The sequence below is a fragment of the Corynebacterium imitans genome (assembly GCF_000739455.1).
GTDB classification, from domain to species: Bacteria; Actinomycetota; Actinomycetes; order Mycobacteriales; family Mycobacteriaceae; genus Corynebacterium; species Corynebacterium imitans.
The window spans coordinates 2359141-2385848 of the sequence record NZ_CP009211.1 but is presented as its reverse complement, the minus strand read 5'-3'; the positions used below and the strand labels follow the sequence as shown (position 1 = coordinate 2385848).

The 26708-nt window shown below is 62.6% G+C and carries 23 protein-coding genes, 3 rRNA genes and 1 pseudogene; 18 read left to right on the top strand and 9 right to left on the bottom strand.

Going from position 1 to position 26708, the window contains the following annotated elements:
• Positions 1–30: 30 nt before the first annotated feature.
• Together CIMIT_RS11125 and CIMIT_RS11120 are read left to right on the top strand one after the other, a co-directional pair.
• The gene (locus tag CIMIT_RS11125) at positions 31–396 is read left to right on the top strand and encodes a thioredoxin family protein (RefSeq protein WP_038593053.1); all 366 of its coding nucleotides are present in this window, start codon (positions 31–33) and stop codon (positions 394–396) included.
• A gap of 20 nt (positions 397–416) precedes the next feature.
• A complete protein-coding gene (locus tag CIMIT_RS11120; RefSeq protein WP_038593050.1) occupies positions 417–1172 on the top strand; it encodes a PspA/IM30 family protein in 756 nt (251 codons plus the stop codon).
• Here CIMIT_RS11120 and CIMIT_RS11115 read toward each other — a convergent pair.
• On the bottom strand, positions 1169–2290 hold the full coding sequence (locus tag CIMIT_RS11115; RefSeq protein WP_038593048.1) for an NYN domain-containing protein: 1122 nt from the start codon (positions 2288–2290) through the stop codon (positions 1169–1171). The genes CIMIT_RS11120 and CIMIT_RS11115 overlap by 4 nt on opposite strands.
• Before the next feature lie 175 nt (positions 2291–2465).
• Between CIMIT_RS11115 and CIMIT_RS11110 the strand changes: the two genes are divergently transcribed.
• The 6 genes from CIMIT_RS11110 (at position 2466) to rrf (ending at position 10682) form a co-directional block, all read left to right on the top strand.
• Positions 2466–2840 carry a GntR family transcriptional regulator gene (locus tag CIMIT_RS11110; protein WP_038593044.1) on the top strand — a complete coding sequence of 125 codons (375 nt, stop codon included), beginning with the start codon at positions 2466–2468 and terminating at the stop codon, positions 2838–2840.
• Complete coding sequence (locus tag CIMIT_RS11105) at positions 2837–3664, top strand: ATP-binding cassette domain-containing protein (protein ID WP_051904967.1); 828 nt, start codon at positions 2837–2839, stop codon at positions 3662–3664. Before CIMIT_RS11110 ends, CIMIT_RS11105 begins: the two co-directional genes overlap by 4 nt.
• Positions 3661–4623: a hypothetical protein gene (locus CIMIT_RS11100; RefSeq protein WP_038593026.1), complete on the top strand. Its 963-nt coding sequence runs from the start codon at positions 3661–3663 to the stop codon at positions 4621–4623. Before CIMIT_RS11105 ends, CIMIT_RS11100 begins: the two co-directional genes overlap by 4 nt.
• Before the next feature lie 640 nt (positions 4624–5263).
• Positions 5264–6782 (top strand): 16S ribosomal RNA (locus CIMIT_RS11095).
• Between the two features lie 517 nt (positions 6783–7299).
• Positions 7300–10384, top strand: a 23S ribosomal RNA gene (locus CIMIT_RS11090).
• Positions 10385–10564: 180 nt separating this feature from the next.
• Positions 10565–10682: ribosomal RNA gene (rrf, locus tag CIMIT_RS11085) — 5S ribosomal RNA — on the top strand.
• The 16S, 23S and 5S rRNA genes sit together here, the layout of an rRNA operon.
• Before the next feature lie 250 nt (positions 10683–10932).
• Here the strand turns inward: rrf and CIMIT_RS11080 are convergent.
• Positions 10933–12000 (bottom strand): pseudouridine synthase, encoded by a 1068-nt coding sequence (locus CIMIT_RS11080; protein ID WP_407919546.1) that lies wholly within the window; start codon positions 11998–12000, stop codon positions 10933–10935.
• On the opposite strand from CIMIT_RS11080, the gene CIMIT_RS12845 reads away from it, so the two are divergent.
• From CIMIT_RS12845 to CIMIT_RS11065, 4 genes are all read left to right on the top strand, one after another.
• A complete protein-coding gene (locus tag CIMIT_RS12845; RefSeq protein WP_168167124.1) occupies positions 11936–12082 on the top strand; it encodes a hypothetical protein in 147 nt (48 codons plus the stop codon). The genes CIMIT_RS11080 and CIMIT_RS12845 overlap by 65 nt on opposite strands.
• A gap of 64 nt (positions 12083–12146) precedes the next feature.
• Positions 12147–13067: a universal stress protein gene (locus CIMIT_RS11075; RefSeq protein WP_038593021.1), complete on the top strand. Its 921-nt coding sequence runs from the start codon at positions 12147–12149 to the stop codon at positions 13065–13067.
• A 99-nt stretch (positions 13068–13166) separates the two neighbouring features.
• Complete coding sequence (locus CIMIT_RS11070; protein ID WP_038593018.1) at positions 13167–13436, top strand: GlsB/YeaQ/YmgE family stress response membrane protein; 270 nt, start codon at positions 13167–13169, stop codon at positions 13434–13436.
• Between the two features lie 164 nt (positions 13437–13600).
• The gene (locus tag CIMIT_RS11065; protein ID WP_038593014.1) at positions 13601–14230 is read left to right on the top strand and encodes a TetR/AcrR family transcriptional regulator; all 630 of its coding nucleotides are present in this window, start codon (positions 13601–13603) and stop codon (positions 14228–14230) included.
• Here the strand turns inward: CIMIT_RS11065 and yidC are convergent.
• Positions 14227–15336 (bottom strand): membrane protein insertase YidC, encoded by a 1110-nt coding sequence (gene yidC / locus CIMIT_RS11060; RefSeq protein WP_038593010.1) that lies wholly within the window; start codon positions 15334–15336, stop codon positions 14227–14229. The genes CIMIT_RS11065 and yidC overlap by 4 nt on opposite strands.
• A 66-nt stretch (positions 15337–15402) precedes the next feature.
• Between yidC and CIMIT_RS11055 the strand changes: the two genes are divergently transcribed.
• A complete protein-coding gene (locus CIMIT_RS11055) occupies positions 15403–16200 on the top strand; it encodes a class E sortase (RefSeq protein ID WP_038593005.1) in 798 nt (265 codons plus the stop codon).
• A gap of 2 nt (positions 16201–16202) precedes the next feature.
• Positions 16203–16355 carry a hypothetical protein gene (locus CIMIT_RS12840; RefSeq protein WP_038592999.1) on the top strand — a complete coding sequence of 51 codons (153 nt, stop codon included), beginning with the start codon at positions 16203–16205 and terminating at the stop codon, positions 16353–16355.
• Here the strand turns inward: CIMIT_RS12840 and CIMIT_RS12470 are convergent.
• Together CIMIT_RS12470 and CIMIT_RS11040 are read right to left on the bottom strand one after the other, a co-directional pair.
• Positions 16352–17356, bottom strand: a complete 1005-nt coding sequence (locus tag CIMIT_RS12470; protein WP_084674367.1) for a TIGR00730 family Rossman fold protein — start codon at positions 17354–17356, stop codon at positions 16352–16354. The two genes, CIMIT_RS12840 and CIMIT_RS12470, sit on opposite strands and share 4 nt — an antisense overlap.
• Positions 17353–17910: a DUF2020 domain-containing protein gene (locus tag CIMIT_RS11040; RefSeq protein WP_038592994.1), complete on the bottom strand. Its 558-nt coding sequence runs from the start codon at positions 17908–17910 to the stop codon at positions 17353–17355. Before CIMIT_RS11040 ends, CIMIT_RS12470 begins: the two co-directional genes overlap by 4 nt.
• On the opposite strand from CIMIT_RS11040, the gene CIMIT_RS11035 reads away from it, so the two are divergent.
• Both CIMIT_RS11035 and CIMIT_RS11030 read left to right on the top strand, forming a co-directional pair.
• Positions 17909–19207: a sensor histidine kinase gene (locus CIMIT_RS11035; protein ID WP_084674366.1), complete on the top strand. Its 1299-nt coding sequence runs from the start codon at positions 17909–17911 to the stop codon at positions 19205–19207. The genes CIMIT_RS11040 and CIMIT_RS11035 overlap by 2 nt on opposite strands.
• A complete protein-coding gene (locus tag CIMIT_RS11030) occupies positions 19182–19820 on the top strand; it encodes a LuxR C-terminal-related transcriptional regulator (RefSeq protein WP_038592977.1) in 639 nt (212 codons plus the stop codon). The genes CIMIT_RS11035 and CIMIT_RS11030 overlap by 26 nt, the downstream gene beginning before the upstream one ends.
• 1 nt (position 19821) lies before the next feature.
• On the opposite strand, the gene CIMIT_RS11025 is transcribed toward CIMIT_RS11030, so the two are convergent.
• Positions 19822–20454: a DUF6474 family protein gene (locus CIMIT_RS11025; protein ID WP_038592974.1), complete on the bottom strand. Its 633-nt coding sequence runs from the start codon at positions 20452–20454 to the stop codon at positions 19822–19824.
• Between the two features lie 455 nt (positions 20455–20909).
• On the opposite strand from CIMIT_RS11025, the pseudogene CIMIT_RS11020 reads away from it, so the two are divergent.
• Positions 20910–21983, top strand: a pseudogene (locus CIMIT_RS11020) (TM0106 family RecB-like putative nuclease); the annotation flags it as partial.
• A gap of 39 nt (positions 21984–22022) precedes the next feature.
• On the opposite strand, the gene CIMIT_RS13020 reads toward CIMIT_RS11020, so the two are convergent.
• Both CIMIT_RS13020 and CIMIT_RS11010 read right to left on the bottom strand, forming a co-directional pair.
• Entirely contained in the window at positions 22023–23201 is a 1179-nt protein-coding gene (locus CIMIT_RS13020) for an MFS transporter (protein ID WP_407919534.1), read from the bottom strand.
• 260 nt (positions 23202–23461) lie between these two features.
• Positions 23462–24064: a superoxide dismutase gene (locus CIMIT_RS11010; protein WP_038592968.1), complete on the bottom strand. Its 603-nt coding sequence runs from the start codon at positions 24062–24064 to the stop codon at positions 23462–23464.
• Between the two features lie 116 nt (positions 24065–24180).
• Here CIMIT_RS11010 and msrA point away from each other — a divergent pair, with 116 nt between their 5' ends.
• Entirely contained in the window at positions 24181–24822 is a 642-nt protein-coding gene (gene msrA / locus CIMIT_RS11005) for a peptide-methionine (S)-S-oxide reductase MsrA (RefSeq protein ID WP_038592964.1), read from the top strand.
• 33 nt (positions 24823–24855) lie between these two features.
• On the opposite strand, the gene CIMIT_RS11000 is transcribed toward msrA, so the two are convergent.
• Positions 24856–26700 carry an alpha/beta-hydrolase family protein gene (locus CIMIT_RS11000; RefSeq protein WP_084674365.1) on the bottom strand — a complete coding sequence of 615 codons (1845 nt, stop codon included), beginning with the start codon at positions 26698–26700 and terminating at the stop codon, positions 24856–24858.
• Positions 26701–26708: the final 8 nt, after the last annotated feature.

The window sequence follows — 26708 nt, the reverse complement described above, 5'->3', positions numbered from 1 at the left end:
CGTTAACAAACCACTCTAAGGAGTAGAACTATGAGCACCATTGACGTCACTGAGGACACCTTCGAATCCACAGTCAGCGCGGACGGCATCGTCTTCGTCGACGCGTGGGCCGCATGGTGCGGGCCCTGCCGCCAGTTTGCGCCGACCTATGAGAAGGCTTCCGAGGCGCACCCGGACGTGACCTTCGCCAAGCTAGACACCGAGGCGAACCAGCAGCTTGCGGCTGCACTGGAGATCACGTCCATTCCCACGCTCATGGCCTTCCGCGACGGTATCCTGGTCTTCCGTCAGGCGGGTGCCCTGCCGCCGGCCGCTTTCGATGACCTCATTGGTCAGGTCAAGGCGCTGAATATGGACGAGGTGCGCGCCCAAATCGCGCAGCAGCAGGGCGAGTAGACCGGAAGGACACCACCACCATGGCGAACCCATTTTCCAAGGGTTGGAAGTACCTGATGCAGTCGTTCGACTCGAAGATCGACGAGAACGCTGACCCGAAGGTGCAGCTCCAGCAGGCGATGGAGCAGGCGCGGAAGAACCACCGGGAGATCGCCGAGCACGCGGCCGCGATCGTCGGCAACCGCAACCAGCTCGAGATGAAGCTCGAGCGCCTGATCAAGTCCCAGGAAGAGCTCCAGGAGAAGACGCGGATCGCGCTCCAGGCCGCCGACAAGGCGAACGCGGAGGGGGATGCGACCAAGGCGCAGGAGTACAACAACACCGCCGAGGTGCTGGCCTCCCAGCTCGTGGCCGTGGAGCAGGACCTGGAGCAGACCAAGCAGGCGCACGCCGGTGCCGAGCAGGCCGCGCGCGAGGCGCAGGCCCAGCTGCAGCAGTCCGAGGCGCGCCTGAGCGAGCAGACGCAGCAGGCCCAGCAGCTTGAGTCGCAGATCGACCAGGCGAAAATGCAGGAGCAGACCGCGCAGACGATGGACACCATCAACCAGTTCGGCGCGAACGACAACGTGCCGACCTTGGACGGCGTGCGCGACAAGATCGAGAAGCGCTACGCCACCGCCCTTGGCGCGCAGGAGCTGGCCAAAGACTCCCTGGGCGACCGGATGGCGGAAATCGAGACCGCTGGCACCGATATCAAGGCCGCCAGCAAGCTCGACGAGATCCGCGCCTCGATGAACTCTCCCGAGAAGGCCATCGAGGCCCCGGAAGAGGATTAGTCGCGGCTGATATTAATCAGCACGCCCCGGATCCCTGAGTGGAACCCATCGCGAAGATTGACGCGCTGGGTTTCACTCAATGTGTATTCGTGCAGCGTCTCGCAGGCGAACTGGAGAAGTGGGCGATCGATCTCCGGCGGTAGCCCGCCTCCGGAGAGCATATGCGCCTTATCCCGCTGCTCGGAGGAGGCGGCGTTGTCGTACCACCACGCCGCGTATTGCTGGCCCACGTCGTAGGGAGTCTGGAAACCGGCGGAGGTCCACACCTCTTCCGGCAGCGGCACGTAGCGGGAGCGCAGCTTCCGGCGCGGGGCCATCATGGACGGCTTCGGCGCGGGCTTCGGGGTTTCGGGGGTCTCTGCGGGCGCTTCTGGCTCAGCGGGTTTTTCTGGTTCTGCGGGCTCGACAGTTTCCGCAGTTTCCGCAGGCTCCACGTGAGGCTCTGCTTCCTCTTCGGGCTCCTCCGGTGCCAGTGGATCCGGGCCGAGTGGGACGGGGCAGGGTCCTTCGGCTTCGTCCAGCGGCGCGGCGTCGGCAAGCGGGCGCTCCCTAATCGACGGGGGTAGCGGGCCCTCGAGGACCTGCAGTTGCATCGCGTCGGCGAAGTCCTCGCGCGGGTCCAAAATGGTGGTGGTGTCGCACGCGTGGCGAAGCGCCGAAGACATGGAGTCCCAGCCGAAGCCGTAGAGGTGGACGCGCACGCCGCCGGCGGTCGCTTCCTCAACGCCCGGGATCATGTCCGCGTCGCCGGAGACAAGCACAAAGTCGGTGAACTGACCGCGGGTGGCGTTGACCACCAGGTCGGCGACGAGTCGCGTGTCCACTCCCTTCTGGGTGCGGCGGTCGCCCCACTCGATCAGCTGGCCAGTGCGCAGTTGCACGCCGTCACAGGTGCGCAGTGCGCGCTGGTAGCGGTGCGGGCCCGAGTCCGGGATGCCGTCGTACCAGAACTGGCGGTGAATGGGTTGGCTGAGTTGTTGGCAGATCATGGTGCCGAGGCTTGCCACGACCTCGGGCAAATCGATTTCTAACTGGGATCGTGCGCCGATTTCCCACGAGTTGTAAAAGCTTGCGAGCAGGTAAGACGTGTCGACGAACACCAAAGTACGTTCAAGCATGGCTCCAAAATTTCCGATTCTTTCGTTGCTAAAGGTTGTTTACCCTCCCAGTGTGCCTGAATCAGCGTGCGAGGTCTACCTCTTTCAGTGAACCTTGCGCTCATCCCATACAGCAGTTAGCGTGTTAGTTACTCGAGTAACTAACCAATCCACCTAAGTGTGCAGGGGTGACGCAATGAACGCCGATGCAGAGCCACTCTTCGTACAGGTGGCCCGTCTTGTGGAGGACCTTGTTGTGGACGGCACGCTGGCCCCCGGCGAGCGCGCTCCCTCCACAAACGAGCTCGCCGCCTTCCACGAGATCAACCCAGCCACCGCACGTAAGGGGCTGGGCCTGCTTGTAGACGCCGGAATCTTGGAAAAGCGTCGCGGCCTCGGCATGTTCGTTACACCCGAGGCTCGCGAGCAGGCATTAAAGGCTCGCCGCGAACGCTACGCCGGCGACTATCTTGCGCCCGTGATCGACGAAGCCGTCCGACTCGGCTACGACCGCGCAACCCTGCACGCACTCATCGACCGCGTCGCAGAAAGTAGAGGAATGTACCAATGATTCACGCTTACGAACTGCAAAAAGACTTTGGGTCGCACAAAGTCCTCACAGACATCTCCTTCGAGCTGCCCGGTACTGGGATCCACGCCCTTCTCGGCCGCAACGGTGTCGGCAAATCCACGCTGCTCGCCCTCATCGCCGGTCAACTCAAGCCCTCCGGCGGCGAGCTCACCGTCTTCGGCGAGCAGCCCTTCGACCGTGCGAGCGTGATGGACCGCGTCTGCTTCACGGGTGTGGACACGCCGTACCCCGCCTCGTGGGCGATCAAGGATGTCATCGCAGGTGCCGCGAAGCGCTATGTGCATTGGTCACAGGACACGGCGAACGTACTCATGCGCGACTTTGGGCTCGACAGTCAAGCGCACACTGCGTTTGGCAAGGCCTCCCGAGGCCAGCGGGCAATGGTTGGCATCGTCATCGGGCTTGCATCGGGCGCAGAACTGACACTTCTCGACGAGCCCTACGTCGGCCTCGACGTCCACAACACCTCCGTCTTCTACCGCCACCTCCTCGCGCACGCCGAGTCCGAGCGATGCTTCGTCATGGCCACCCACCACATCGACGACGCTGCCAAGATCCTGGACTCGGCGCTCGTGCTGGGGAGGCAGGGGAGCGTCGACAAGCATCTGCGCGCAGAGGATGCCGACGGCTACGTCATCGTCACCGGCAACTTCGACGAGCCCGCAGGGGCCCTCGCTTATCGACGCTCCGCCACCGGCACCCGGGCCATCCTCCCGACAGAAACAGCCGCCGAAATGGGGCTACGTACCCAGGCCGCGAACCTCGGCGACGTCCTCGAGGCAGTGCTGGAGGTGCAGCAGTGAACACGATGACACACCTTGACCGCGACTTTTTGTGGTTCCAATTCAAGGCGGGCCCGGGCCTGCGCTTCCTGCAGCTTCCGCTGATCCCGCTGTTCTACGTCGTTTTCTCATTCGCAGGTGGGTGGGCATTGCTCGGATCGCTGATCTGCGTGGTGATGATTGCCTATCTGCTTATTCCCGAACCGCAAGCATTCCGTGCCTACGGAATGAACCGTTCCAGGGCGTGCCAACAGGTGCTCTTCACGCTCGTGCCGACCACGGTGCTGGTCGCTGGAGCATTTGCGTGGGTAGCGCCGCCGGTGAACTCCTTCGTTGGCGCGCTTTTGGGAGCCGCGGTCTTCTTTGCGACCTGCCTGCAAGGCGGGGAACGTGAAAGTCGCGAGACTATCGGACGGCTCTATCTCCCGGGAAAGCACGAGATCTTTGCTGTGCTGGCCGGAGCCCTCGCTGGAGTGCTCTATGGGCTGTTCGCCAAGGTGGGGCCGGAGTGGGTGGCTGCAATCGTGCCGGCCATTCCGCTGCTCGCGTACTGGACTTGGGCGGCTAGCGACGGCTTTGCCTCCGCCGCTGCCAGCCAGGCTTACGGGCGAACCCGCAAGCGGTGGGCGGGCACCCTTGTGCTGAAAGTGTTAATTTCTCAAGCCTTGATTGCGGTATCTGGTGCACTCGCTGCGCTGCTTATCGACGCCACGCTGCCCCGTTTTCCATTCGCCCTCTTTGCGATCGCCGGAATAGCTGCCCTGCTCGCGGCAAAGGCTATGGAGCTGTTGTTGCCCAACTCCAGCTTCTTCCCGGTACTTATTGCTTGGGTGTCTGGGCGGGAGATGCTCAACGCGCGAACGTTTGACCCCGCAAGTGCAGTAGTGGTCTATGGGCTCAGCGGAATCCTGCTGGTCGTCGCGGGGTGCATAATCGTGCCATACCTATTCGGCGCAGTGAATGTGAAGCGGTCTCAATAGCGCGTGTTGACAAGCATGAAATATGCATGTTGTGCTGGGGATTTGTGTTGGTGTGTGGGTGTGTGTAACTTTATGTGAGTCAGCGAGACCGACAACGCCCCGCCGGATAGACTCCAAGGGGAGTGGCTGGTGAGATGGCGGTCAGGAAAACGATCGCTGGCCGACACAAGAAAATATGCTTCACAGTCTGCACGGTTTTGACTTTGTGGTTGTGGTGTGTGTAGTGTCGACAAAGTCGCTTTTTACAGCTGCTGGGTGATCACCTGGTGGTGTGTGAATGTGCGTGTGTTGTTTGAGAACTCGATAGTGTGCCAATGTACTTTTGTTTGTGGATTGGTTGCGTGCCTGGTTGTGCTGGCTGCGCCTGATGTTTTTGGGTGTGGTTGGTGTGTGCCGGTGGTGCTGCCCTTGAATCTCTAATTTTGGGTGGTGTCTTGCTGGTTGCTTGGTGCGTGATTTGATTCGCGTTATTTTGTAACTATTTTGTTTGCCGGTTCTTGTTTTCCCTCGTCGGGTGAGGATCGGTTTGTAACAGTAATTTGAGGATTTGCCAGTCCCGCGCTTTTTTGGTGTGGGTTGGTTCGTTTTTGGTTAGGTTTTCAGGCTTTTCACGGCCTTGTTTCTTGCTGAAACATTTGTTTTTGTGGAGAGTTTGATCCTGGCTCAGGATGAACGCTGGCGGCGTGCTTAACACATGCAAGTCGAACGGAAAGGCCGAAGCTTGCTTCGGTACTCGAGTGGCGAACGGGTGAGTAACACGTGGGTGATCTGCCCTGTACTTCGGGATAAGCTTGGGAAACTGGGTCTAATACCGGATATGACGATCTCTTGGATGGGGTTGTGGAAAGCTTTTGCGGTATGGGATGAGCTCGCGGCCTATCAGCTTGTTGGTGGGGTAATGGCCTACCAAGGCGTCGACGGGTAGCCGGCCTGAGAGGGTGTACGGCCACATTGGGACTGAGATACGGCCCAGACTCCTACGGGAGGCAGCAGTGGGGAATATTGCACAATGGGCGCAAGCCTGATGCAGCGACGCCGCGTGGGGGATGACGGCCTTCGGGTTGTAAACTCCTTTCGCAACCGACGAAGCTTTTGTGACGGTAGGTTGAGAAGAAGCACCGGCTAACTACGTGCCAGCAGCCGCGGTAATACGTAGGGTGCGAGCGTTGTCCGGAATTACTGGGCGTAAAGAGCTCGTAGGTGGTTTGTCGCGTCGTTTGTGGAATACCGCAGCTTAACTGCGGGGTTGCAGGCGATACGGGCATAACTTGAGTGCTGTAGGGGAGACTGGAATTCCTGGTGTAGCGGTGGAATGCGCAGATATCAGGAGGAACACCGATGGCGAAGGCAGGTCTCTGGGCAGTAACTGACGCTGAGGAGCGAAAGCATGGGGAGCGAACAGGATTAGATACCCTGGTAGTCCATGCCGTAAACGGTGGGCGCTAGGTGTGAGTCCCTTCCACGGGGTTCGTGCCGTAGCTAACGCATTAAGCGCCCCGCCTGGGGAGTACGGCCGCAAGGCTAAAACTCAAAGGAATTGACGGGGGCCCGCACAAGCGGCGGAGCATGTGGATTAATTCGATGCAACGCGAAGAACCTTACCTGGGCTTGACATACACCGGATCGCTGCAGAGATGTAGCTTCCCTTTGTGGCTGGTGTACAGGTGGTGCATGGTTGTCGTCAGCTCGTGTCGTGAGATGTTGGGTTAAGTCCCGCAACGAGCGCAACCCTTGTCTTATGTTGCCAGCATTTGGTTGGGGACTCATGAGAGACTGCCGGGGTTAACTCGGAGGAAGGTGGGGATGACGTCAAATCATCATGCCCCTTATGTCCAGGGCTTCACACATGCTACAATGGTCGGTACAACGCGTTTGCGAGCTCGTGAGGGTGGGCTAATCGCTGAAAGCCGGTCGTAGTTCGGATTGGGGTCTGCAACTCGACCCCATGAAGTCGGAGTCGCTAGTAATCGCAGATCAGCAACGCTGCGGTGAATACGTTCCCGGGCCTTGTACACACCGCCCGTCACGTCATGAAAGTTGGTAACACCCGAAGCCCATGGCCCAAACKTGTTAGGGAGTGGTCGAAGGTGGGATCGGCGATTGGGACGAAGTCGTAACAAGGTAGCCGTACCGGAAGGTGCGGCTGGATCACCTCCTTTCTAAGGAGCTTTTTTAATGTGCCCACGGTTGTGGGACGTGTGGTGGTTGAGTCGCCGAGTGTGTGACTGCCACCRAWWAKTRTTTKRAAWTCCGGGTGGATGCRYAYCCGCAGKRCAYRGAKKSMCTGCGTAGCAGACCTGGGTGGTAACCAAGCTTCACAAACATTGTTTTGGGTATGTTGGCATGCTGTTGGGTGTCTGGGGCAGCACACAATGAGCTACGCCGGTTGGTGTGGTTGTGGTTGTCTTGTTGGCCTGCACGTGAATGATCATGCGCCCTGGTTGGTGTGTGGTTGTTGTGGTGTGGGTGTGTTGTGTGAGAACTGTATAGTGGACGCGAGCATCTTTCTTCTTTCCATGCTCCGCATTGTTTKKGTGGGGTGTGGGTTGATTTATTTTTGTGTTTTGCAATGTTTTGTGTTTGCAAGATCGTTTGTAAGTGTTTTGTGTATCTGCGCATGCTGTCTGCYGCTKTTKKGTGGYGAGGTGGTGTGTGTTTGTATCGTGTTGGGTAATTTGTTTGGTTATTCAGGGCGTACGGTGGATGCCTTGGCATGCTTAGCCGATGAAGGACGTGTGAGGCTGCGTTATGCCTCGGGGAGTTGTCAACAAAGCGTTGATCCGAGGATGTCCGAATGGGGAAACCCAGCACCGGTTGTGTGGTGTTACCCGCAGATGAATGCATAGTCTGTGTGGGGGTTGACGCGGGGAAGTGAAACATCTCAGTACCCGTAGGAGAAGAAAACAATTGTGATTCTGCTAGTAGCGGCGAGCGAACGTGGATGAGGCTAAACCATGTGCGTGTGAGACCTGGCAGGGGTTGCGTGTGTGGGGTTGTGGGGTGCAATGGAYCYAGGCTGCCATCTGGGTGCGTGTGTGTGCGTGTAAGCGGAAGTYRYTTGGGATGGTGTACCGGAGTGGGTGAGAGTCCCGTACGCGAATATKYGTYGMATRTGCGTTGTTGTTAKCCCCGAGTAGCAGCGGGCTCGTGGAATCTGCTGTGAATCTGCCGGGACCACCCGGTAAGCCTAAATACTAAGTGTGACCGATAGTGAAKAGTACCGTGAGGGAATGGTGAAAAGTACCCCGGGAGGGGAGTGAAAGAGTTCCTGAAACCGTGCGCTTACAATCCGTCAGAGCACCRTTGTTGTGTGTGATGGCGTGCCTTTTGAAGAATGAGCCTGCGAGTCAGCGGCATGTCGCGAGGTTAACCCGWRTGRWGGGGTAGTCGTAGCGAAAGCGAATCCTAGTTGGGTGTKTTTAGTGGCATGTCCTGGACCCGAAGCGGGGTGATCTACCCATGGCCAGTGTGAAGCAGCTGTAAGAGGTTGTGGAGGCGCGAACCCACGTAGGTTGAAAACTGCGGGGATGAGTTGTGGGTAGGGGTGAAAGGCCAATCAAACTCCGTGATAGCTGGTTCTCCCCGAAATGCATTTAGGTGCAGCGTTATATGTTTAGCTTGCCGGAGGTAGAGCKACTGGTTGGTTGAGCGGGACTATCATCTTAGCAACATCAGCCAAACTCCGAATGCCGGTGTAAGTGTGTATAGCAGTGAGACTGTGGGGGATAAGCTTCATAGTCGAGAGGGAAACAGCCCAGATCGCCGGTTAAGGCCCCTAAGGGTGTACTAAGTGGAAAAGGATGTGGGATCGCGAAGACAGCCAGGAGGTTGGCTTAGAAGCAGCCATCCTTGAAAGAGTGCGTAATAGCTCACTGGTCGAGTGGTTCTGCGCCGACAATGTAGTGGGGCTCAAGTACACCGCCGAAGCCGCGGCAATAATCCTTGTGATTGTTGGGTAGGGGAGCGTCGTGCATGGTGTGAAGCAGTACCGTGAGGAGTTGTGGACTGTGTGCGAGTGAGAATGCAGGCATGAGTAACGAGTGTAAGGTGAGAATCCTTACCGCTGGATGACTAAGGGTTCCTGGGTCAAGTTCGTCTTCCCAGGGTGAGTCGGGTCCTAAGGCGAGGCCGACAGGCGTAGTCGATGGTKAACGGGTTGATATTCCCGTACCCGTGTATGCGCGCCAAGTGATGAAGCGGTGAGACTAACCACCCTGAACACTGGCCATTGGGTGACTTTGTTGCCCTGGGTTGGTGTGATGCGTGGGGCCTGATCCGTGGTAGTCAAGTGATGGGGTGACGCAGGAAGGTAGCCAAGCCACCGGTTGGTGTGTGGTGTAAGCGTGTGGCACGACAGTGTGTGAAATGCCGCTGTCAAATGTGTGAGGCGTGATGCGTAGCCCATKKTTGGGTGATGTTGGTGATCCTATGCTGCCGAGAAAAGCCTCTAGCGATGTGTGTATACGGCCCGTACCCGAAACCGACACAGGTAGTCAGGTAGAAAATACTGAAGCGGTCGGGTGAACTGTGGTTAAGGAATTCGGCAAAATGCCCCCGTAACTTCGGGAGAAGGGGGACCCATGCTGGTTGCCATGTTTTGCGTGTGGTTGCTGGTGTGGGTCGCAGAGAAGAGAGGGGAGCGACTGTTTATCAAAAACACAGGTCCGTGCGAAGACGGTTAAGTTGATGTATACGGACTGACGCCTGCCCGGTGCTGGAAGGTTAAGAGGACCTGTTAGGCCTTTGTGGTCGAAGCGGAGAATTTAAGCCCCAGTAAACGGCGGTGGTAACTATAACCATCCTAAGGTAGCGAAATTCCTTGTCGGGTAAGTTCCGACCTGCACGAATGGCGTAACGACTCCCCTGCTGTCTCAACCACAGGCCCGGTGAAATTGCAGTACGAGTAAAGATGCTCGTTTCGCGCGGCAGGACGAAAAGACCCCGGGACCTTCACTATAGCTTGGTATTGGCATTCGGTGCGGTTTGTGTAGGATAGGTGGGAGACKWTGAWGCGGCYACGCTAGTGGTTGTGGAGTCGTTGTTGAAATACCACTCTGACCGTAGTGGATATCTAACCTTGGCCCATGATCTGGGTTGGGGACAGTGCCTGGTGGGTAGTTTAACTGGGGCGGTTGCCTCCCAAAATGTAACGGAGGCGCCCAAAGGTTCCCTCAGCCTGGTTGGCAATCAGGTGGTGAGTGTAAGTGCACAAGGGAGCTTGACTGCGAGACTTACAAGTCGAGCAGGGACGAAAGTCGGGACTAGTGATCCGGCACCTACTTGTGGATGTGGTGTCGCTCAACGGATAAAAGGTACCCCGGGGATAACAGGCTGATCTTCCCCAAGAGTCCATATCGACGGGATGGTTTGGCACCTCGATGTCGGCTCGTCGCATCCTGGGGCTGGAGTAGGTCCCAAGGGTTGGGCTGTTCGCCCATTAAAGCGGCACGCGAGCTGGGTTCAGAACGTCGTGAGACAGTTCGGTCTCTATCCGCCGCGCGCGTTGAAACTTGAAGAAGGCTGTCCCTAGTACGAGAGGACCGGGACGGACGTACCTCTGGTGTGCCAGTTGTTCCGCCAGGAGCATTGCTGGTTGGCTACGTACGGGAGGGATAACCGCTGAAAGCATCTAAGCGGGAAGCCTGTTTTAAGATGAGGTTTCATTTGAGGTGCCCAGTAGACGACTGGGTTGATAGGCCGGAACTGGAAGCACAGTAATGTGTGGAGGTGACTGGTACTAATCCACCAAATATCAAACAACCCAACACCACAACAACACGTGGTCTTGGTAAACACATCAAACCGTGTGAAACAACAAAAGCAATCGCGTCCACTATGCAGTCACTGACACAACACACCAAAGTGTCAACACTGAATCAAAATGAATATTGTGTCACCAACAACCAACAACACTGGTTGACTGGCATGCCCCTCAAGGTGTGTCGGTGGTTGATGGCGGCGGGGAAACGCCCGGTCCCATTCCGAACCCGGAAGCTAAGCCCGCCCGCGCCGATGGTACTGCACTCGGGAGGGTGTGGGAGAGTAGGTTACCGCCGACCCAACAACTTCAAACACAGCACCCCGCACACCACAAAAGTGTGCGGGGTGCTTTTTGTCATGCCCCGGGGCACGTGTACACCGTCGGGGGTGGAATGAGTTTGTAATAAGCGCGCGGTTCAGGGGTGTTTGCCCTGGTGGCGGGAATTCGATTACACCATCATTCCACCACACCACCACCAAACCCGTACCCCGCGTGCGGCCATGCACGCAGTGAAGGAAACTCTCGATCGGTTGGGGCCGAGGTCAGTGCTATCCGGTGGTCGGCAACCACGGCTGAGCGCGAAACTCACGCAGCACGCCCGAAAGCGGATCGGTAAACCCGAGAAATACCGACGTGAGCAACATCGGACGTGCGAAGTCCTCAGATCCGAAGGGCTGGACGACGGGGTAGATCGGGTCGCCGAGAATTGGCGCACCGGCTGCGGACATCTGGATGCGCAGCTGATGGGTCTTACCGGTGACCGGCTCCAACACATAGGTCGCGAGCGGAGTTTCCACGTTGTAGGTGGCAGCGAGACTCGCGGTCGTGGAGTCGTCAATCGGCGTCACACCCCGCACATGCGTAATCGCATTCGGCTCGCCCGACACTAGAGTTGCCGCGACCTCCCCGTGAACTTTGCTGATCCGGTGCCTCCACGTCCCAAGCTCCACATCCTGCAGCTCGGCAACCGCGGTGTACTGTTTGCGCACCTCCCTGCGGGCGAAGAGCTCCTGGTAGGGTCCGCGGAGTTCGCGCCTCTTCGTGAAGAGCAACAATCCCGATGTCATGAGATCGAGGCGGTGGGCGGGTGTAAGTTCCTCGTTGCCGGTGGCTCGCCGCAGGCGCACGGTGGCCGTCTCGGTGATGTGGGCAGCCCGCGGCATGGTGGCCAGGAAGGGTGGTTTGTTGATGACCAGGATGTCTTCGTCCTCGAAGACAGTGGTGACCTCGTAGGGCACAACGCGCTCGGGGGCGGGGCGGCGGTAGAAGAAGACGTCGGTGCCGGGTGTAAGGATGGTGTCGGGGGTGAGCGGGGTGGCGTCGCGAAGCACAACTTCGCCCTCTGCGAAGCGCTGCATTACCGCTTCGGGGGTATCTTCCGGATGGCGGTGCCGTTGCGTTGCTACCACCTCGGAGAGGAATTCCAGCGCAGTGACCGGGGCAAGCGTGTCTGGCACGCGCACACGGGAGGCACCGAGGCCACCGCGCGGGGGCAGTGGAGGGGCAGCTTTGCTCTTCTTGCGGGCCATAGTGTGTAGTAGCGTATCCGGCATGGATATTGGAGCAATGCTTGACCCACTGGTGCAGTTCTTTTCTGGCGGTATCGGGAAGTCGATCGCCGATGTGATGACCTTCCTCTACGAGCTCTTCTTCCCAGCCAACGCGGAAGCTGCTGCACCGGTGGAGATTCCCAAGTAAAAACGGCCGTCTACCGGGTACACTAGAGGATATAACCAGTAAGAACTACTGAAAGGCTGGAGATATGAGCCGCGAAGAACGAGAAAACCTGGAAGACCGCGAGGACATCGTCGTTGTCGCGGTGGATGGCAGCCCGGCGTCGCAAACCGCAGTCCGTTGGGCAGCCAACACCGCGATGAAGCGCGGCATCCCGCTGCGACTCGCCTCGAGCTACACCATGCCGCAGTTCCTCTATGCCGAGGGCATGGTTCCGCCGCAGGAGCTTTTTGATGACCTGCAGCGCGAGACCCTGCAGAAGATCGACGAGGCACGCGAGATCGCACTCGAGGTCGCACCGGACATCAAGATTGGGCACGCCGTGGCTGAGGGCTCCCCGATCGACATGCTGCTGGAGATGTCCCGCAACTCCACGATGGTGGTCATGGGCTCCCGCGGCCTGGGTGGCCTGTCCGGCATGGTGCTGGGCTCGGTCTCCGGCGCTGTGGTCTCCCACGCATCCTGCCCGGTGGTGGTCATCCGCGAGGACAGCAACGTCACGGATGAAACCAAGTATGGCCCCGTCGTGGTTGGTGTGGACGGCTCCGAGGTTTCCCAGCGTGCAACCGAGTACGCCTTCGAGGAAGCCAACGCGCGTGGCGCTGAGCTGGTTGCGGTGCACACCTGGATTGATACGCAGGTGCAGGCACCGGGTGCGGGCTTCTCCGTTTCCGACGACCACTGGGCCGCCGTTCAGAAGGAAAAGGAAGCTCTGCTGGAGGAGACGCTCGGCGAGCTGCGTGAGAAATACCCGAACGTGCAGGTACGCACCGTCATCACCCGCGACCGCCCGGTTCGCGCGCTGACCGAGGCTGCCGAGGGTGCCCAGTTGCTGGTCACGGGCTCGCACGGCCGCGGTGGCTTCAAGGGCATGCTGCTCGGTTCCACCTCGCGTGCGCTGCTGCAGTCCGCGCCGTGCCCGATGATGGTGGTGCGCCCGGAGGAGTAATTCAGTCGCCTGTGAGTGTCTGCCCAGGCAGCAGACATGAAAGGTGTGCATAATGGGAGCCGTAACCGAAATATTTTTTAAGAAGGGACGGAACTTACTATGGCACCCTCACTGGGATTCATTGGTTGGATTATTATCGGTGGCCTCGCAGGCTGGATTGGCTCCAAGATGCAGGGCCGCGATGCGCAGATGGGCATCGGCCTGAACATTGTCGTCGGCGTGATCGGCGGCTTCCTCGGCGGCTGGCTGCTCGGCCTGTTTGGCGTTGACGTTGCCGGCGGTGGCTTGATCTTTAGCTTCCTTACCTGCCTGCTTGGCGCGGTAGTGCTGCTGTGGATCGTCAACTTGGTCACGAACAAACGCGGCTAGCGTCTCGCCACCTGCGCGAATGCCCCTGGTACATACCGGGGGCATTTTTCGTGCGCGCCAACACGTGTCCGAGAATGTATTTCACCGGTACGGCTGGTGTGTACGTACCGGTTTGTCTATATTGAGACGAGACAAGCCAGCAGCATCCAAGGAGTGAGCACCTAGTGAGCAGTGGGACGGCGAAGAAGAAGACGACCGCGCGGCGTCGCAACCGGCCGAGCCCGCGGCAGCGCCTCCTCGACGCAGCCACCAAGCTGTTTACCGAGGAAGGCATCCGCGTCATCGGCATCGACCGCATTCTGCGCGAGGCGGACGTGGCCAAGGCCTCCCTGTACAGCCTGCTCGGCTCCAAGGACAAACTAGTCATTGCCTATCTCGAGCGCATGGACGAAGAGTATCGCCAGCGCTGGGAGGAGCGCGCCGTCAAAGCCGCGACGACGGACGAGAAGGTGCTCGCTTTCTTCGACATGGCCATTGAGTCGGAGCCGCAGCGCGAGTTTCGCGGCTCGCCCTTCCTCAACGCCGCGACCGAGTACCCCCGCCCGGAGACGGAATCCGAGCACCGCATCGTGGAGACCTGTCGCAACCACCGGAAGTGGATGCACGGCACCATTACCGAGCTGCTCACCGCTAAGAACGGGTACGACTCATCCAAGCAGGCGGACGAGCTGCTCATCTTTCTCGACGGCGGCATGACCGGGGCGCGATTTATGCGCGACGTTTCCCCGCTGCAGAAGGCGCGTGACCTCGCTGAATCCGAGCTTGGCGCGCCACCGGCCGACTACTCCATCTAGTCTTCCGCAGCCTTTTCAGCCTTGCGCTGCTGCGCAAGCTGCCTGCTCGCCGCGTTGCGAGCTTTCTGCAGCTCCTTACGCTCCTGCTTCTCGCGCAGCTTTTCCGCTTTCCGTTCCTGCTTTTCGGCGCGCAGCTGCGCTAAGGCGTCGCCCGCCTGGCTGGGGTGGAGCACGGCTCGTCGACGCAGCGCGCGGCGGGTTCGCCTGCGCTGTACCTTTTCTTGTTTTGCACCGGCGGTGCGCGCCTTCGCCTCGCGCCAGTACTCGCGGTGCATTTCCTCGGCGGGCATGGTGCGTACCGTCCAGGCCCACAGCGCCGCGGTCTGCGTCATCGTCCAGAGGTTGTTGCTTACCCAGTACAGCAGGATCGCCACGGGGACGATGCCGGCGAGCCCGGCGGTGGCCAGGCCGAGCGCGACGAGCGGGATCATCCACCACAAAAAGTGGTAGCTCTTCCGCGTCATCGCGGTCTCCCAGTCCAGAGTGGAGCGGTTGCGCAGCTGGGAGATGGCGAGGTTGGTGCACGTAAAAATCACCGCGGCGATCACCATTGGCAGGGCCACGGCGCGCACCTGCGCTTCCGTCGTGCCGAGCGCCGCGAGATGTTCGGGGCTCATGGCCACATAGGCGGGCAAGGGGGCGTCGAAAAGCGTGGCGGCGCGGAAGGTCTCGAGGTCCTGGTCGCTTAAGATGCCGATGCGGTGGCCATCGCCGTCGGTGGGCACGGCCATCCAGCGGAGCAGGCGATATAGGCCGATGAAGACGGGGAACTGCACGAGCGCTGGGACGCAGCCGGCGGCGAGGCTGTAATTGTGCTCCTCCTGGACCTGCTTTCGCTCCCGTTTTTCCGCGGCGATGGCCTCGGGCGTAGTGGCGCTGCCGTACTCCTTCTCGATGCGCGCGAGGTGCGGCCGCATGAGGAAGGAGGTGCGGCCGACGCGGTACTGCGCCATGGCGAAAGGCAGCACGAGCGCGCGCACCGTCACCACGAGTAGGAGTACCGAGGCGACCCAGGCGGCCGAGGCGTCCATGTGCAGCAGGTGCACGAGTAGCCAATGCCACATTTTGATCACCGCAGCGACCGGGTAGACCAGGACTTCCAGCATGCGTGTGGAATCTCCTCTCGGATTGTGCGTTACAGGTGACGGCGACGACTGGGTTAATGTTAGGCCATGCCTCAGTCGCCACACCGGATACGCGCGTCGCAAGTGATCGGGGAGCTCCTGCTTACCGCGGGCGCGCTCCTTTTGCTTTTTGCCTTCTACGAATCCTTCTGGACCAACATCGCCGCAGGCAAGATGCAAAACGAGGCGCAGCATTCACTGAGCGAGCAGTGGGGTGAGGGCTGGGTCAACCCCCGCGAGGTGAAGGCACCGGCGCTTGGCGACGCGTTCGCGCGCATGTACATCCCCGCCTTCGGCCCAGACTACGAGTTCGCCATCATCGAGGGCGTGCAGGAAAAGGAACTGCTCACCGGGCCGGGGCGCTACCCGGACACGCAGATGCCGGGCGAGGACGGCAACTTCGCCGTGGCTGGGCACCGCGTGGGCAAGGGCGCGCCGTTCAATGACCTCGGCGGGCTCAACGCTTGCGACGCGATCGTGGTGGAAACGCAGACCCAGTGGGTGACTTACCGGGTGCTGCCGATGTCGCAGCAGCCGGACGAGCGCCGCGCCGAAACCGCGGGTTGCCTGCCTACGGAGATGAACGAGCGCGTGGCTACCGGCGACTACGGCGCGGTGCAGGGCCGCCACATCACGCTGCCGGGCGACATCAACGTGATTAACCCGATGCCGGAAACGCCTTCGATGGAAGTGGTCGATGGCATGGAGGGCATCATCACGCTGACCACCTGTCACCCGCAGTTCTCCAACGCGGAGCGCATGATCGTGCACGCGATGCGTACCGAAGTGCTGCCCAAGAATCCGGAGCAGCAGACGCTCCCCACCGCGATGCAGGAGGTGAAGTAAAGATGTACGCAGCACTATGGCGCAAGCTGCCGGGCAACACCTGGGTGAAGACGCTGATCGCTCTCGTGATCGCCGTGGCAGTGTTCTTCCTGCTGATGGAGGTCGTGTTCCCGTGGGTCTCCGCGCAGATGCCGTATAACGATGTGGCTGTTTAATCAGTCCAGCGCGGCACCGGCGGCAGCCAGGCCTGCAGTTTCTGGATCATCTCTTCCGGCTCGTCGGCCACGATGAGGTGGTCGCGGTCGGTTTGGCGCACAAACCCGTGGGCCACCATGTGGTCGACCATGTCTATCAGCGGCTGCCAGAACGTGCGGCCGAGCAGCCCGATTGGCTTGGTGTGCGTGCCGAGCTGCTGGTTCGTCCACTCCTCGAAGAACTCGTCGAGCGTGCCCGTGCCACCCGGCAGTGCCACGAATGCCTCGCCGAGCTGGCTCATCATGGCTTTGCGCTCCGACATGGAGCCCACCAGCTCGAGACGGTCGAGGCCTTCGTACTTCAACTCGTAGTTGGCCAGGTGCGTGGTAAGCACGCCGATGGTGGTGCCCTTGTGTGCGTGCGCCTCCTTGGCCACTTCGCCCATGAGCCCCAGCTTGCTGCCGCCGTACACCAGCGTCATCCGGTGCTGCCCAAGTGCCTGGCCGAGGCGGCGGGCCAGCTCAAGGTGGGCCGGGTCGGTGCCGGGGTTAGCACCGGCGAAGACGGTGACGGACTGGATCCGGCGCTGCGTGAGCGCCGGGAAGATCCGGGTGGCCAGCAGGGGCGCGAGTGCGTGTCCTGCGGGAGCGAGTGGGTCGATCCAGGCGGTCTCGGCGATTTCGGCGGCTGCTTCCGGAGCTCGGGAAGGCATTGGATGAACGTAGACGGTGGAGGTGACCGTGTGCCCGGGCTCGTTCGATGCCTCCGCGCTGAAGGTGCCGAGGTAGCTGAGGTTGCTTCGGTCGACGTCGAGTCCGACCTCTTCGCGGGTCTCGCGCAGCGCGGCGTCGACAGTGGTCTCGCCAGCCTCGAGCTTGCCGCCGGGCAGCTGGAAGCGCGGGCTGGAGTGCTTGCGGACGCACAGGACGCGGCCTGCATCATCGCGGAAGACGATAGCGGCGACGGCGATCTCTGTGTCGGTGGGCGGGGTCGTGCGGGGTTTCGGGTTGCGCTCAGTCACAGTCCCAGCGTAGCGATGACCTGTTCTGCCACGCGCTGTGCCTTGACCGACTCGTCCTGGTTGGTAAACACCGTCACTGCGTGCGTGCCGCGCGCGACCGAGTACGCTGCCCCGATGCGGTTTGGTACTTCGCCGCCGCCGTGGCGCCCGCCGTTCCACCCCGGGGGCTGGTCGGCAGGGGCGGTAAATTCCACCGGGGTGGCCCAGTCCACCACCGCCATCGACTCCTGGGGCGAAGCCATGTGGCGCACGATCACCGTCAGCTGCGGCTCCTCCGGGTAGGACCAGAACTGGCAGGCGGGTGTGTCGAAGCGGGAATCGATGCCCACCCCGGTCACGCGCTGGCCGTTGGTCTGCGCGACCCACTCGGTGTCCAGGTAGGGGCACTCGGTCCAGTCGGTACGCTGCGTCTCTGGCAGGGTCTCGACGGGCAGCCCCTGGTCAGGGGCGGCGGCCGTCGTTTCGCTCGGCGCTTCCGGGGTCTCCGTTTCGGCGCTGCAGGCGGCGAGCGCGAGGCCCGCGGCAACGAGGGCAGTGGGTAATCTCAGACGCATGAGCTTAAGACTAGCGAGCCTGGCCCACACGTCCGCAGATGTGCCGGACAATAAGGCGTTGGATACCGGCATCACAGTGCTGGCGGTCTGCCTCGTCATGGTCTCCCTGGGCGCGACGACCCGGATGCCGCTGAACCTGGCGCTGCTGCAGATCGTGCTTGTGGCCACCTTCACCTTCGTCCTGTTCTACGGGATGGTGGAAATGCACCGGTGGGGCCGGCCTGTTCGCGCGGTCTGGTGCGCGGCGCTTCTCGCCCTGTGGGTCGCCGACATCACGTTCTCGCCGGTGGCGGTGTACTGGGTGTTCATCCTGTTCTTCGTCGTGCTGCGCGCCTTCAACAACTGGCGCGGGCTGGTGCTCGTAGCGGTCGGGCTGGCGATCTCGATCGCCATCCAGATCCCCACCGGGCTCACCCTCGGCGGCGTGCTCGGCCCCGTGCTCTCGGCGGTGGTGGTCGTGGCGATCAACTACGCGTTTACCACCATCGGCCGGGTGAGCAAGGAGCGGGAGCAGCTTATCGACGAGCTGTTGTCCACCCAGGACAAGCTCGTCGCCACCGAGCGCGCCGCCGGCGTGGCGCAGGAACGCGAGCGGCTCGCCCACGAGATCCACGACACGGTGGCGCAAAACCTCTCGTCCATCCAGATGCTGTTGCACGCCGCCGAGCGCGACCTGGTCAACGCGAGGATCCCTAAGGAGCAGTTGGAGGCACCGCTGAAGCGGATGGAGACGGCGCGCCGGGCGGCGTCGAATAACTTGGCGGAGACGCGGGCGATGATTGCGGCGCTGGCACCGGCGCCGTTGACGGAGACGTCGCTAAGCGAGGCGCTCGGGCGCATCGCCGAAGACTTAGCAACCGCGAGCGACATGGACATTGTGGTGGAGACCGACGGCGAGGTGGCACAGCTGCCCATGCGCACCGAGGCCGGGCTTTTGCGCATCGCGCAAGGGGCGATGGCGAACGCGGTGAAGCACTCGGGCGGGACGAGGATGCGGGTGACGCTGACGTACGGGCCGGACGAGGTGCGCCTGGACGTGGTGGACAACGGCCGCGGTTTCGACCCGGAGGCGCAAGCGGCAAAGCCGGCGGGGCTGGGGCACCTGGGCTTAGACGCGATGCGCTCGCGTGCCGCCGAGCTGGGCGGAAAGCTGGTGGTGGAGTCCGCGCCCGGCGGGCCGACGGCGCTTTCGGTGGCGGTACCGGGTAATGTCAATCGAAAGAATGATGCCAAGTCCTCGGCGGGTGTCGAGGGGAGTGGAGAGGTGGACCATGATCCGGGTGCTGCTGGCCGATGACCACGAGATTGTGCGGCTCGGGCTGCGCTCCGTGCTGGAAGTCGACGAGGACATCCGTGTCGTGGGCGAGGTAGCCACGGCGGAGGCTGCGATCGCGACCGCGCTGGCTGGCGGCATCGACGTCATCCTCATGGACCTGCGCTTCGGCGCGGGTGCCGAGGGCTCGCGGGTAACCACCGGGGCGCAGGCCACCGCGCGGATCCGCAGCGCCATGGGCAACCCGCCGCAGGTACTGGTGGTGACCAACTACGACACGGATGCCGACATCCTCGGCGCGATCGAGGCGGGCGCGGTGGGCTACCTGCTCAAAGACGCCCCGCCGGAGGAGCTGCTCGCCGCCGTGCGCTCTGCCGCGAAGGGGGATGCGACGCTGTCGCCGGTGGTGCGCGAGAAGCTGGCCACGCGCGAAAAGGCCCCGCGTTCCTCGCTGACCCCGCGCGAGCTGCAGGTGCTGCAGCTAGTGGCCGAGGGCAGCTCGAACCGGGAGATCGGCCAGCAGCTCATGCTCTCCGAGGCGACCGTGAAGTCGCACCTGGTGCACATTTACGACAAGTTGGGCGTGCGCTCGCGCACCTCCGCCGTGGCCTCGGCGCGCGAGCAGGGCGTGCTCTAAACTAGTTCGCCTTCTTGGTGATCTCGGCACCGAGCTCTGCCAGCTCGTTTTCCACGGAAGCGTAAGCCAGGCGGCGCTGCTCCGGGTTGAGGTGCTCCGCGTCGCGCACGTTGCGGGCCAGGCTGTTGAGGCGCACCTTCGCGTCGCCGCGGAAGCCGGACGGCAGGGACTCGGTGTGCTCGAGGGTGGTACGCAGCGCGTCGATACGCGCCTTGAGTTCCGCCCCGCGGCCCGAGTGGCGGGCGAGGTCTTGCGGGTCAACGCCAATGCCTGCGGCGCGGGTGTTGATGCGGTTCTGCTGGTAGGAGGTGTAGGCCTTGTACGCCAGCGGCAGCAGTACCGGCACAAGGACGCGGGAAGCGCTGACCCACTGCTTCGCCTTCTTCTGGGTCAGGCCGGACTCCTCGATGCGCTTGAGGTGAGCCTTAGCCAGCTTCTCCTCGTGCTTGCGCTTGCGCTTGAGCCCCTTCTTCTCCTCCTTCAGGAGGCGCTTCTCTGCCTTGTCTAAAAGCTTGGCGGTCTTCTGGTCCGCCTTCGCCTGCTCCTTGGCCAGTTTGCGGGCGCGGGCCTCGGCGGCCTTAATCTCGGCCTTGGTGCGCGCGCGGGCTTTACGGATGGCTTCAAAAAGTCCCATTGGGGAGGTACTCCTTTGTGGTGTTGTTTTTCGCTGCCGCCGATCTTACCCGCCAGGCAGGTATTGTGGTCACTATTGTGAATGAGCCGTTTCAGGTCCGCCCCGCAGATCTCGTGGGCTGCAGGTACCGGTTGCGCCAGCGTTTGGCCCACCCGGAGGTCGGCCCCACCCCGGCGGGCCAGTCGCGTCAGGCACAGCTCGCCGCCGCCCGGGCGTTGGTGTTCGCGGCGCTGCCGGTCAAGCGCGCGGTGGGCGACGGGCGGGGCAAAGCCTTCGTCCGCGTCGACTTGGCCACCGCCGATACTTCGGAAGAGCTTGAGCTTCGCGACGGTGAGACGCGAGCCGCGCTGCGCCGCGGCGCACACCTGATTACGCGGGCGGTGTTATGCGGCGAGATTGACGGCGTCCGCGTCGTGTGCAAGATCGACGTGCTGGTGCGCACTGACGCGGGGTATATGCCGGTGATCGTGTCGAACCATCGCGTAGCGCGCAAGGATCCGGCGTCTTTAGCGTTGATGGTGCCCACCGGCAGGCTGGGCTTGGGCGCGCCGCTTGAGGTGCAGGCGAAGCCGCGCCACCACACCATCGACGGCTACACGCTCGCCATGGCGCACCTCCTGCTCGGAGAGAAGGCCTCAGGCCGCGGCGGCGTGATCGGCCAGGACCGCGAGCGCGCCTATGTCGGCGAGCTTGCCCGGTTCATCCCGCCGCTCAAACGCGCGCTGGAAACCCCGATCCCGCCCGAGCCGCGTCGGCTGAAGCAGTGCGCGACCTGCCGCTTCTGGCCGCTGTGCGGAGAAAAGCTCGAGGAGATGGACGACATCTCGCTCGTGTTCTCCGGCGGCCGCGGAGATCAGTGGCGCGAGCGCGGTATTGACACCGTGGGCCAGCTTATCGACGCCGACGTGGGCGACGCCTCACGCATCGCGCAGGCCTGGCGCGAGGGCGTGCCGGTGCTCAAGCGCCGCGGCCCGGTGCACGTACCGCGCGCGGACGTGGAGATCGATGTGGACATGGAGGCCTACCTGGACCAGGGCGCGTACCTGTGGGGTGCCTTTGACGGCGAGGCCTACCACCCCTTCGTTATCTGGGAGGAGGTCGGGGGCGAGGCGGAAGAGCGCAACTTCACCGAGTTCTGGCGCTGGCTGATGGCGCGCCGCGATGCCGCGCACGCGGAGGGCAAGACCTTTGCGGCCTACTGCTACGCCGCGGGCGGGGAGAACCACTGGCTCAAATCCTCGGCGAAGCGCTTCGACACCGTGGCGCTGGCTGAGGTCCAGGCGTTTATCGCCTCTGACGAGTGGGTCGACGTGTTTGCGTACGTGCGCCAACATTTGGTGGGCACCGACGGGCTGGGGCTGAAAGTGCTCGGCCCCGTCGTCGGCTTTACCTGGGAGGACGATGATGTGGATGGTGAGGCGTCGGTAGCCTTGCGCAGGCAAGCGCGCCGCGACGACGAAGCGGGGGCGCAGGCGCGGGCGACGCTTTTGCAGTACAACGAGGACGACTGCCGCGCCACCCGCGCGGTGCGCGAGTTCTTGGACGCGGGCGCGCCGGGCCTGCCCCTGCTATATGCGCTTCTCCGCCACGGCGAGAGCTGCGGCAATGGCGATGAGCACGGCGAGCATGGCCGCGAGCACGCCGACGAAGCCGGCCCAGGAGAGCGCCTCGAAGGCCCAACCAGTGGTCGCGCCCAAAAGCGAAGAGCCCATGTAGTAGCAGAAGACGTACAGGCTCGATGCCTCCGCGCGGTCCTTATCCGCGATGAGCCCGACCCACCCGGAGGCGGTGGAGTGCAGGGCGAAGAAGCTGGCGGTGAAGATAAGCAGGCCGGCAAGCGTGACGTAGAGGTTGCCACTGGCACCGACGAGCGCGCCGGTGAGCATGAGTACTGCAGCGGCGAGCACGACGCGGCCGCGGCCGAAGCGGGAAACGAAGGTGCCGGCGCGGGCGCTGGACCAGGTGCCGGAGAGGTACATCACGTATGTCAGCCCGGCGAGCGAGGGGGCCAGACCGAAGTCGTTGATGGCGCGGAAGCCGAAGAAGTTGTACATGGAGACGAACACGCCCATGGCGATAAACGCGGTGGCCACAAGACCGACGAGGCGGGGGTTGCCCAGGTGGCGGGCTACGGCGCGGAACTCGGCTGCCGGGCGGATCGAGGCCTTCGGGCGGAAGTTGCGCTGCTCCGGCAGCAGTAGCGCGGTCGCGATCGCGAGGATGAGGCTCACCGCCGCGCTGGTGGCCAGTGCCCAGCGCCAGCCGGTGAGCTCCAGCATGAAGGCGGGGATGAGGCGGCCGGTGAGCCCGCCGACGGAGGTGCCAGCGATGTAGAGTCCCATCGCGCCGGCGAGGTCGCGCTCGTCGAGTTCTTCGGAAAGCCACGCCATTGCGACAGCGGGGGTGCCGGCCAGCAGTGCGCCCTGGACGGCGCGGAGTACGACGAGCTGGCCGATGGTTTGCGCTAGCGGGAGGGCGAGCCCGAGTGCGGTGGCGGCGAGCGCGGAGATGATCAGCACTCGTCCGCGCCCGAACTTCTCGGACAGGATGGAGGCCGGGACGACGCAGATCGCCAGCGCGCCGGTGGCCGCGGATACCGTCAACGCCGCCGTGGAGGGCTCGATGTCCATCTCGCGGGTAAGCGTGGGAAGCAGCGCCTGGGTGGCGTAGAGGGAGGAGAAGATCGCGAGCCCCACGAGCAGCATGCCTATCGACGCCCGGCGGTACTCCATTGACCCTTTTCTCATACCGTCCCATGGTTCTCCATTTCGGGCGGCGGCGCAACGACTTGAAAAGTTTTTTGCCCAAACCCTTGCGCGATAAGGTGAGCCTAACCTAAAGTATTAGGCGGGTTCCTTACAGGACTCGTCGTGAATCTAGTGAACTACAACGCCCGCCGCATGCACCTCCTGATGCGGCGGGCGTTGTGCTTGCGCTACGAGCCTTGGAGGCATAGAAAAACGCCCGCGCCACTGGCGCGGGCGTTTCACCCAGGTGTGACTAGGGCTTACTTGGACGCAGCGGCGTAGCGCTCGTTGACGTCGTCCCAGTTCACAACGTTCCACCAAGCCTTGACGTAGTCAGCCTTGACGTTCTTGTACTGGAGGTAGAAAGCGTGCTCCCACATGTCCAGCATGAGGACCGGGGTGAAGTCAACGGAGACGTTGCCCTGCTGGTCGGTCAGCTGCTGGATGACCAGGCGGCCAGCGATGTGGTCGTAGCCCAGGACAGCCCAGCCGGAGCCCTGCAGGCCGGTGGCGACACCGGAGAAGTGCTTCTGGAATGCCTCGAAGGAACCGAAGTCGCGGTCGATGGCCTCAGCGATCTCGCCGGTCGGGTTGCCACCAGCGTTCGGTGCCATGTTCTTCCAGAAGATGGAGTGGTTGGTGTGGCCGCCCAGGTTGAACGCCAGGTTCTTGGACAGTGCGCGCAGCTTGTCCGGGTTAGCCTCGCCGTTGCGCTCCGCCTCGAGTGCCTCGAGCGCGGCGTTTGCGCCAGCAACGTAGGTTGCGTGGTGCTTGTCGTGGTGCAGCGTCATAATCTCTTCGGAGATGTGCGGTTCCAGTGCATCGTATGCGTACGGGAGATCCGGAAGCTCGTAAACAGCCATTGTGCTAAATCCTTTCGTCAGCTTGTGATGACGAAGCCCATAGTAGCCAAATCTTGATTTCCTGCAATGAAATTATCCGCGGAATATCCTTCCCGGACGTGTACGTTGTGGGAACTATGGGTTTTCTTTTTGCGCCGACACCACGACTTCTCCCCGCCGAGCAGACCCTGCCCGGCCGCAGTGAGCCGATCCTTGCTGCCCCGCAGCCGCACGCCGTACTGGGCACCCCGATCACCGGCCCGTGGAAACCGGGGCAGCGCCGCCTGCGCCTGGGCATCGGCTGCTTCTGGGGCGCGGAAAAGATGTTCTGGGAGCTTGACGGCGTCGAGTCCACCTCGGTGGGCTACGGCGGCGGCGTGACCCCGAACCCCACCTACGGAGAAGTGTGCACCGGCAAAACCAACCACACGGAAGTCGTTGAGGTGGTCTACGACCCGGAAAAGATCAGCCTGAAGGAGCTGGTGCGCACCGCACTCGAAGCGCACGACCCGACGCAGGGCTACCGCCAGGGCAACGACACGGGCACGCAGTACCGTTCCGCCTTCTACCCGGACACCGAGGAAGAGGCGGCCCAAATACAACAGTGGTGCGATGCCTACGGCGCGCAACTGAGCCAGGCGGGCTACGGGGAGATGACCACCGAGGTCCGCGCTGGCGTGGACTACTACCTGGCCGAGGACGAGCACCAGCAGTACCTGTATAAGGTGCCAAACGGCTACTGCCCGCACCACTCCACCGGGGTGGCTTGCGGCATTTAGGCGGTATATTTAGGCGGTATATTTAGGCGGTATTTAGGCGCGCAGCTTGGTCGAGTCCGCGTGGATCCACCGGTTGACGCGTGCGAGCTCGCCTTGGGTAAGTCCGCCGTCGAGCACCTTGTTCCAGGCAGCGACTGTTTCCGCGTGGTAGTTGTGCCCGTGCGGGGCGTCGTACTCGTTCGAGCTGACCTGGTCGATGCCCACCTGCCAGAAGGTGACAAAAGGCCACCAACGCAGCGTGTGCAACACATCCAAGTGCTGCGCTGCGGGGGCCGGTACGCCGCGAGAGCCGGGCTCTTTCAACCAGTCGGGGGCCCGCCACAGCAGCGCGGCGTCCCACCACACCACCGGATCGGAGGCGTGCTGCGCGAACACGGCGCGCGGGAACTTCCACTCGGCGTCGTAGGCCTTGCCAGCGAAATCGTGCTCCAGGTGGTCCGGGTGCGCGATGAAGCGGAAGTGACGGCCACCGTCGACCACCGGCAAGCGCTGCGGGCTGCCCTGCTCGCGCCGCTGGGTCAGCGTGGTCAGCGTGCTGCAAAAACCCGGTGCCCCGGTAAACACCCCACCCGAGGTACGCGACAAGAGCTGCTCCGGATCCTGGAACGCATCCGCGACCCCGTAGGCACCAAGGGACTCGCCGCCGACGTACAGCTTCGGCGGGGTGGAGGTGTCGAGGCGGGAGATGCGTTTCCGGATAGCGTCGATAAGCAGGCGCGAAGACTGCACCGCCGACTCACGATCCGCCAGGTAGGAGTACAGCGAGGGCACATACGAGTACTGCATCGCCACGATCGCGCTGTCGCCGCGGGCGACGAACTCGAAGCCCGAGGTGTGGAAGTCATTGATCCAGCCCGTGCCGGCCGATGACATCACGGCGATGTGCCCGCGCTCCCAGGCACCCGTGCGATCCATCTCGCGTAGCGCGGCCTCGGCCATCTCCTCGTAGCTGCGGCTGCGCTCGCCGTCACGCAGCCCAATGAAGATGCGGATCGGCTCCTTGACCTCGTGCAAAGGTGCCTCGATTACGTGCGCGATGTCGTGCGCGCGCGGCCCGCCCGACACCACGGCGCGGCCCTGCCTGCCCATCGTGCGCCACGGCTCCGTAGAGGCAGGTGAGCCGGAACGCTGCGGCTCGTGCGGCTGCGGCGCGCCGCTTAAGAACTCGCGGTTGAGCTCCTCGGCCTCCTTGTACACGGTGGACATAAAGTTGCGCACCACCAGTCGGTCCGCAAAAACGTAAGCAGCGCCCGCCACCGCGAGAATGGCCAGCGGCCAAGACGTCACCGGTGGAAGCTTGCGACCGAAGACCGCATTGACGCGGTCGACGGAGGTTTGCACGAGCTCGCCCACAAGCAGCATCGCCCCGTAGCCAAGCGTGCCGAGCGAAAGACCAACGAGCGTTTCGCCCCTTTTGACCGGGTGCGGCGTGCTCACCAGTGTCTTCTGCTTCGCGTGCGCGCGGGCAGCGGATGCATAGGCCGCCACAGTAAGCGCGCTCATGGCGATGCGCGCCGGGTTCGCGTTCTTGCCCCGCGGTCCGCTGGCTCCCACGGCCCGGGCGATGCTGCCTGCACCTGTGCCGAGCATATGGCCCACCGCCTGGCAGATCGCCACGTTCGCGGCCGTCGTCCACCACCGCCTGGGCAGCAGCGAGGGAGACACCGCGCCCCAGGTGGCGATTTCGGCGCCAACGACGCCGGAGCGGAAGGAATTCGGCAGGCGGCGTAGCCCGCGCATGCGCACGACGGGGGAGAGGTCGGCGAGCACCTCGACCGCCGCGAGCGGGGCGGCGAGCAGGCCGTGGCGGTCGAAACTGTAGCGGCCCCGGGCGCGTTGGAATGCACGGCGGGCGTCGAAAAGCTTGGCAACGCGCATGTACCGCA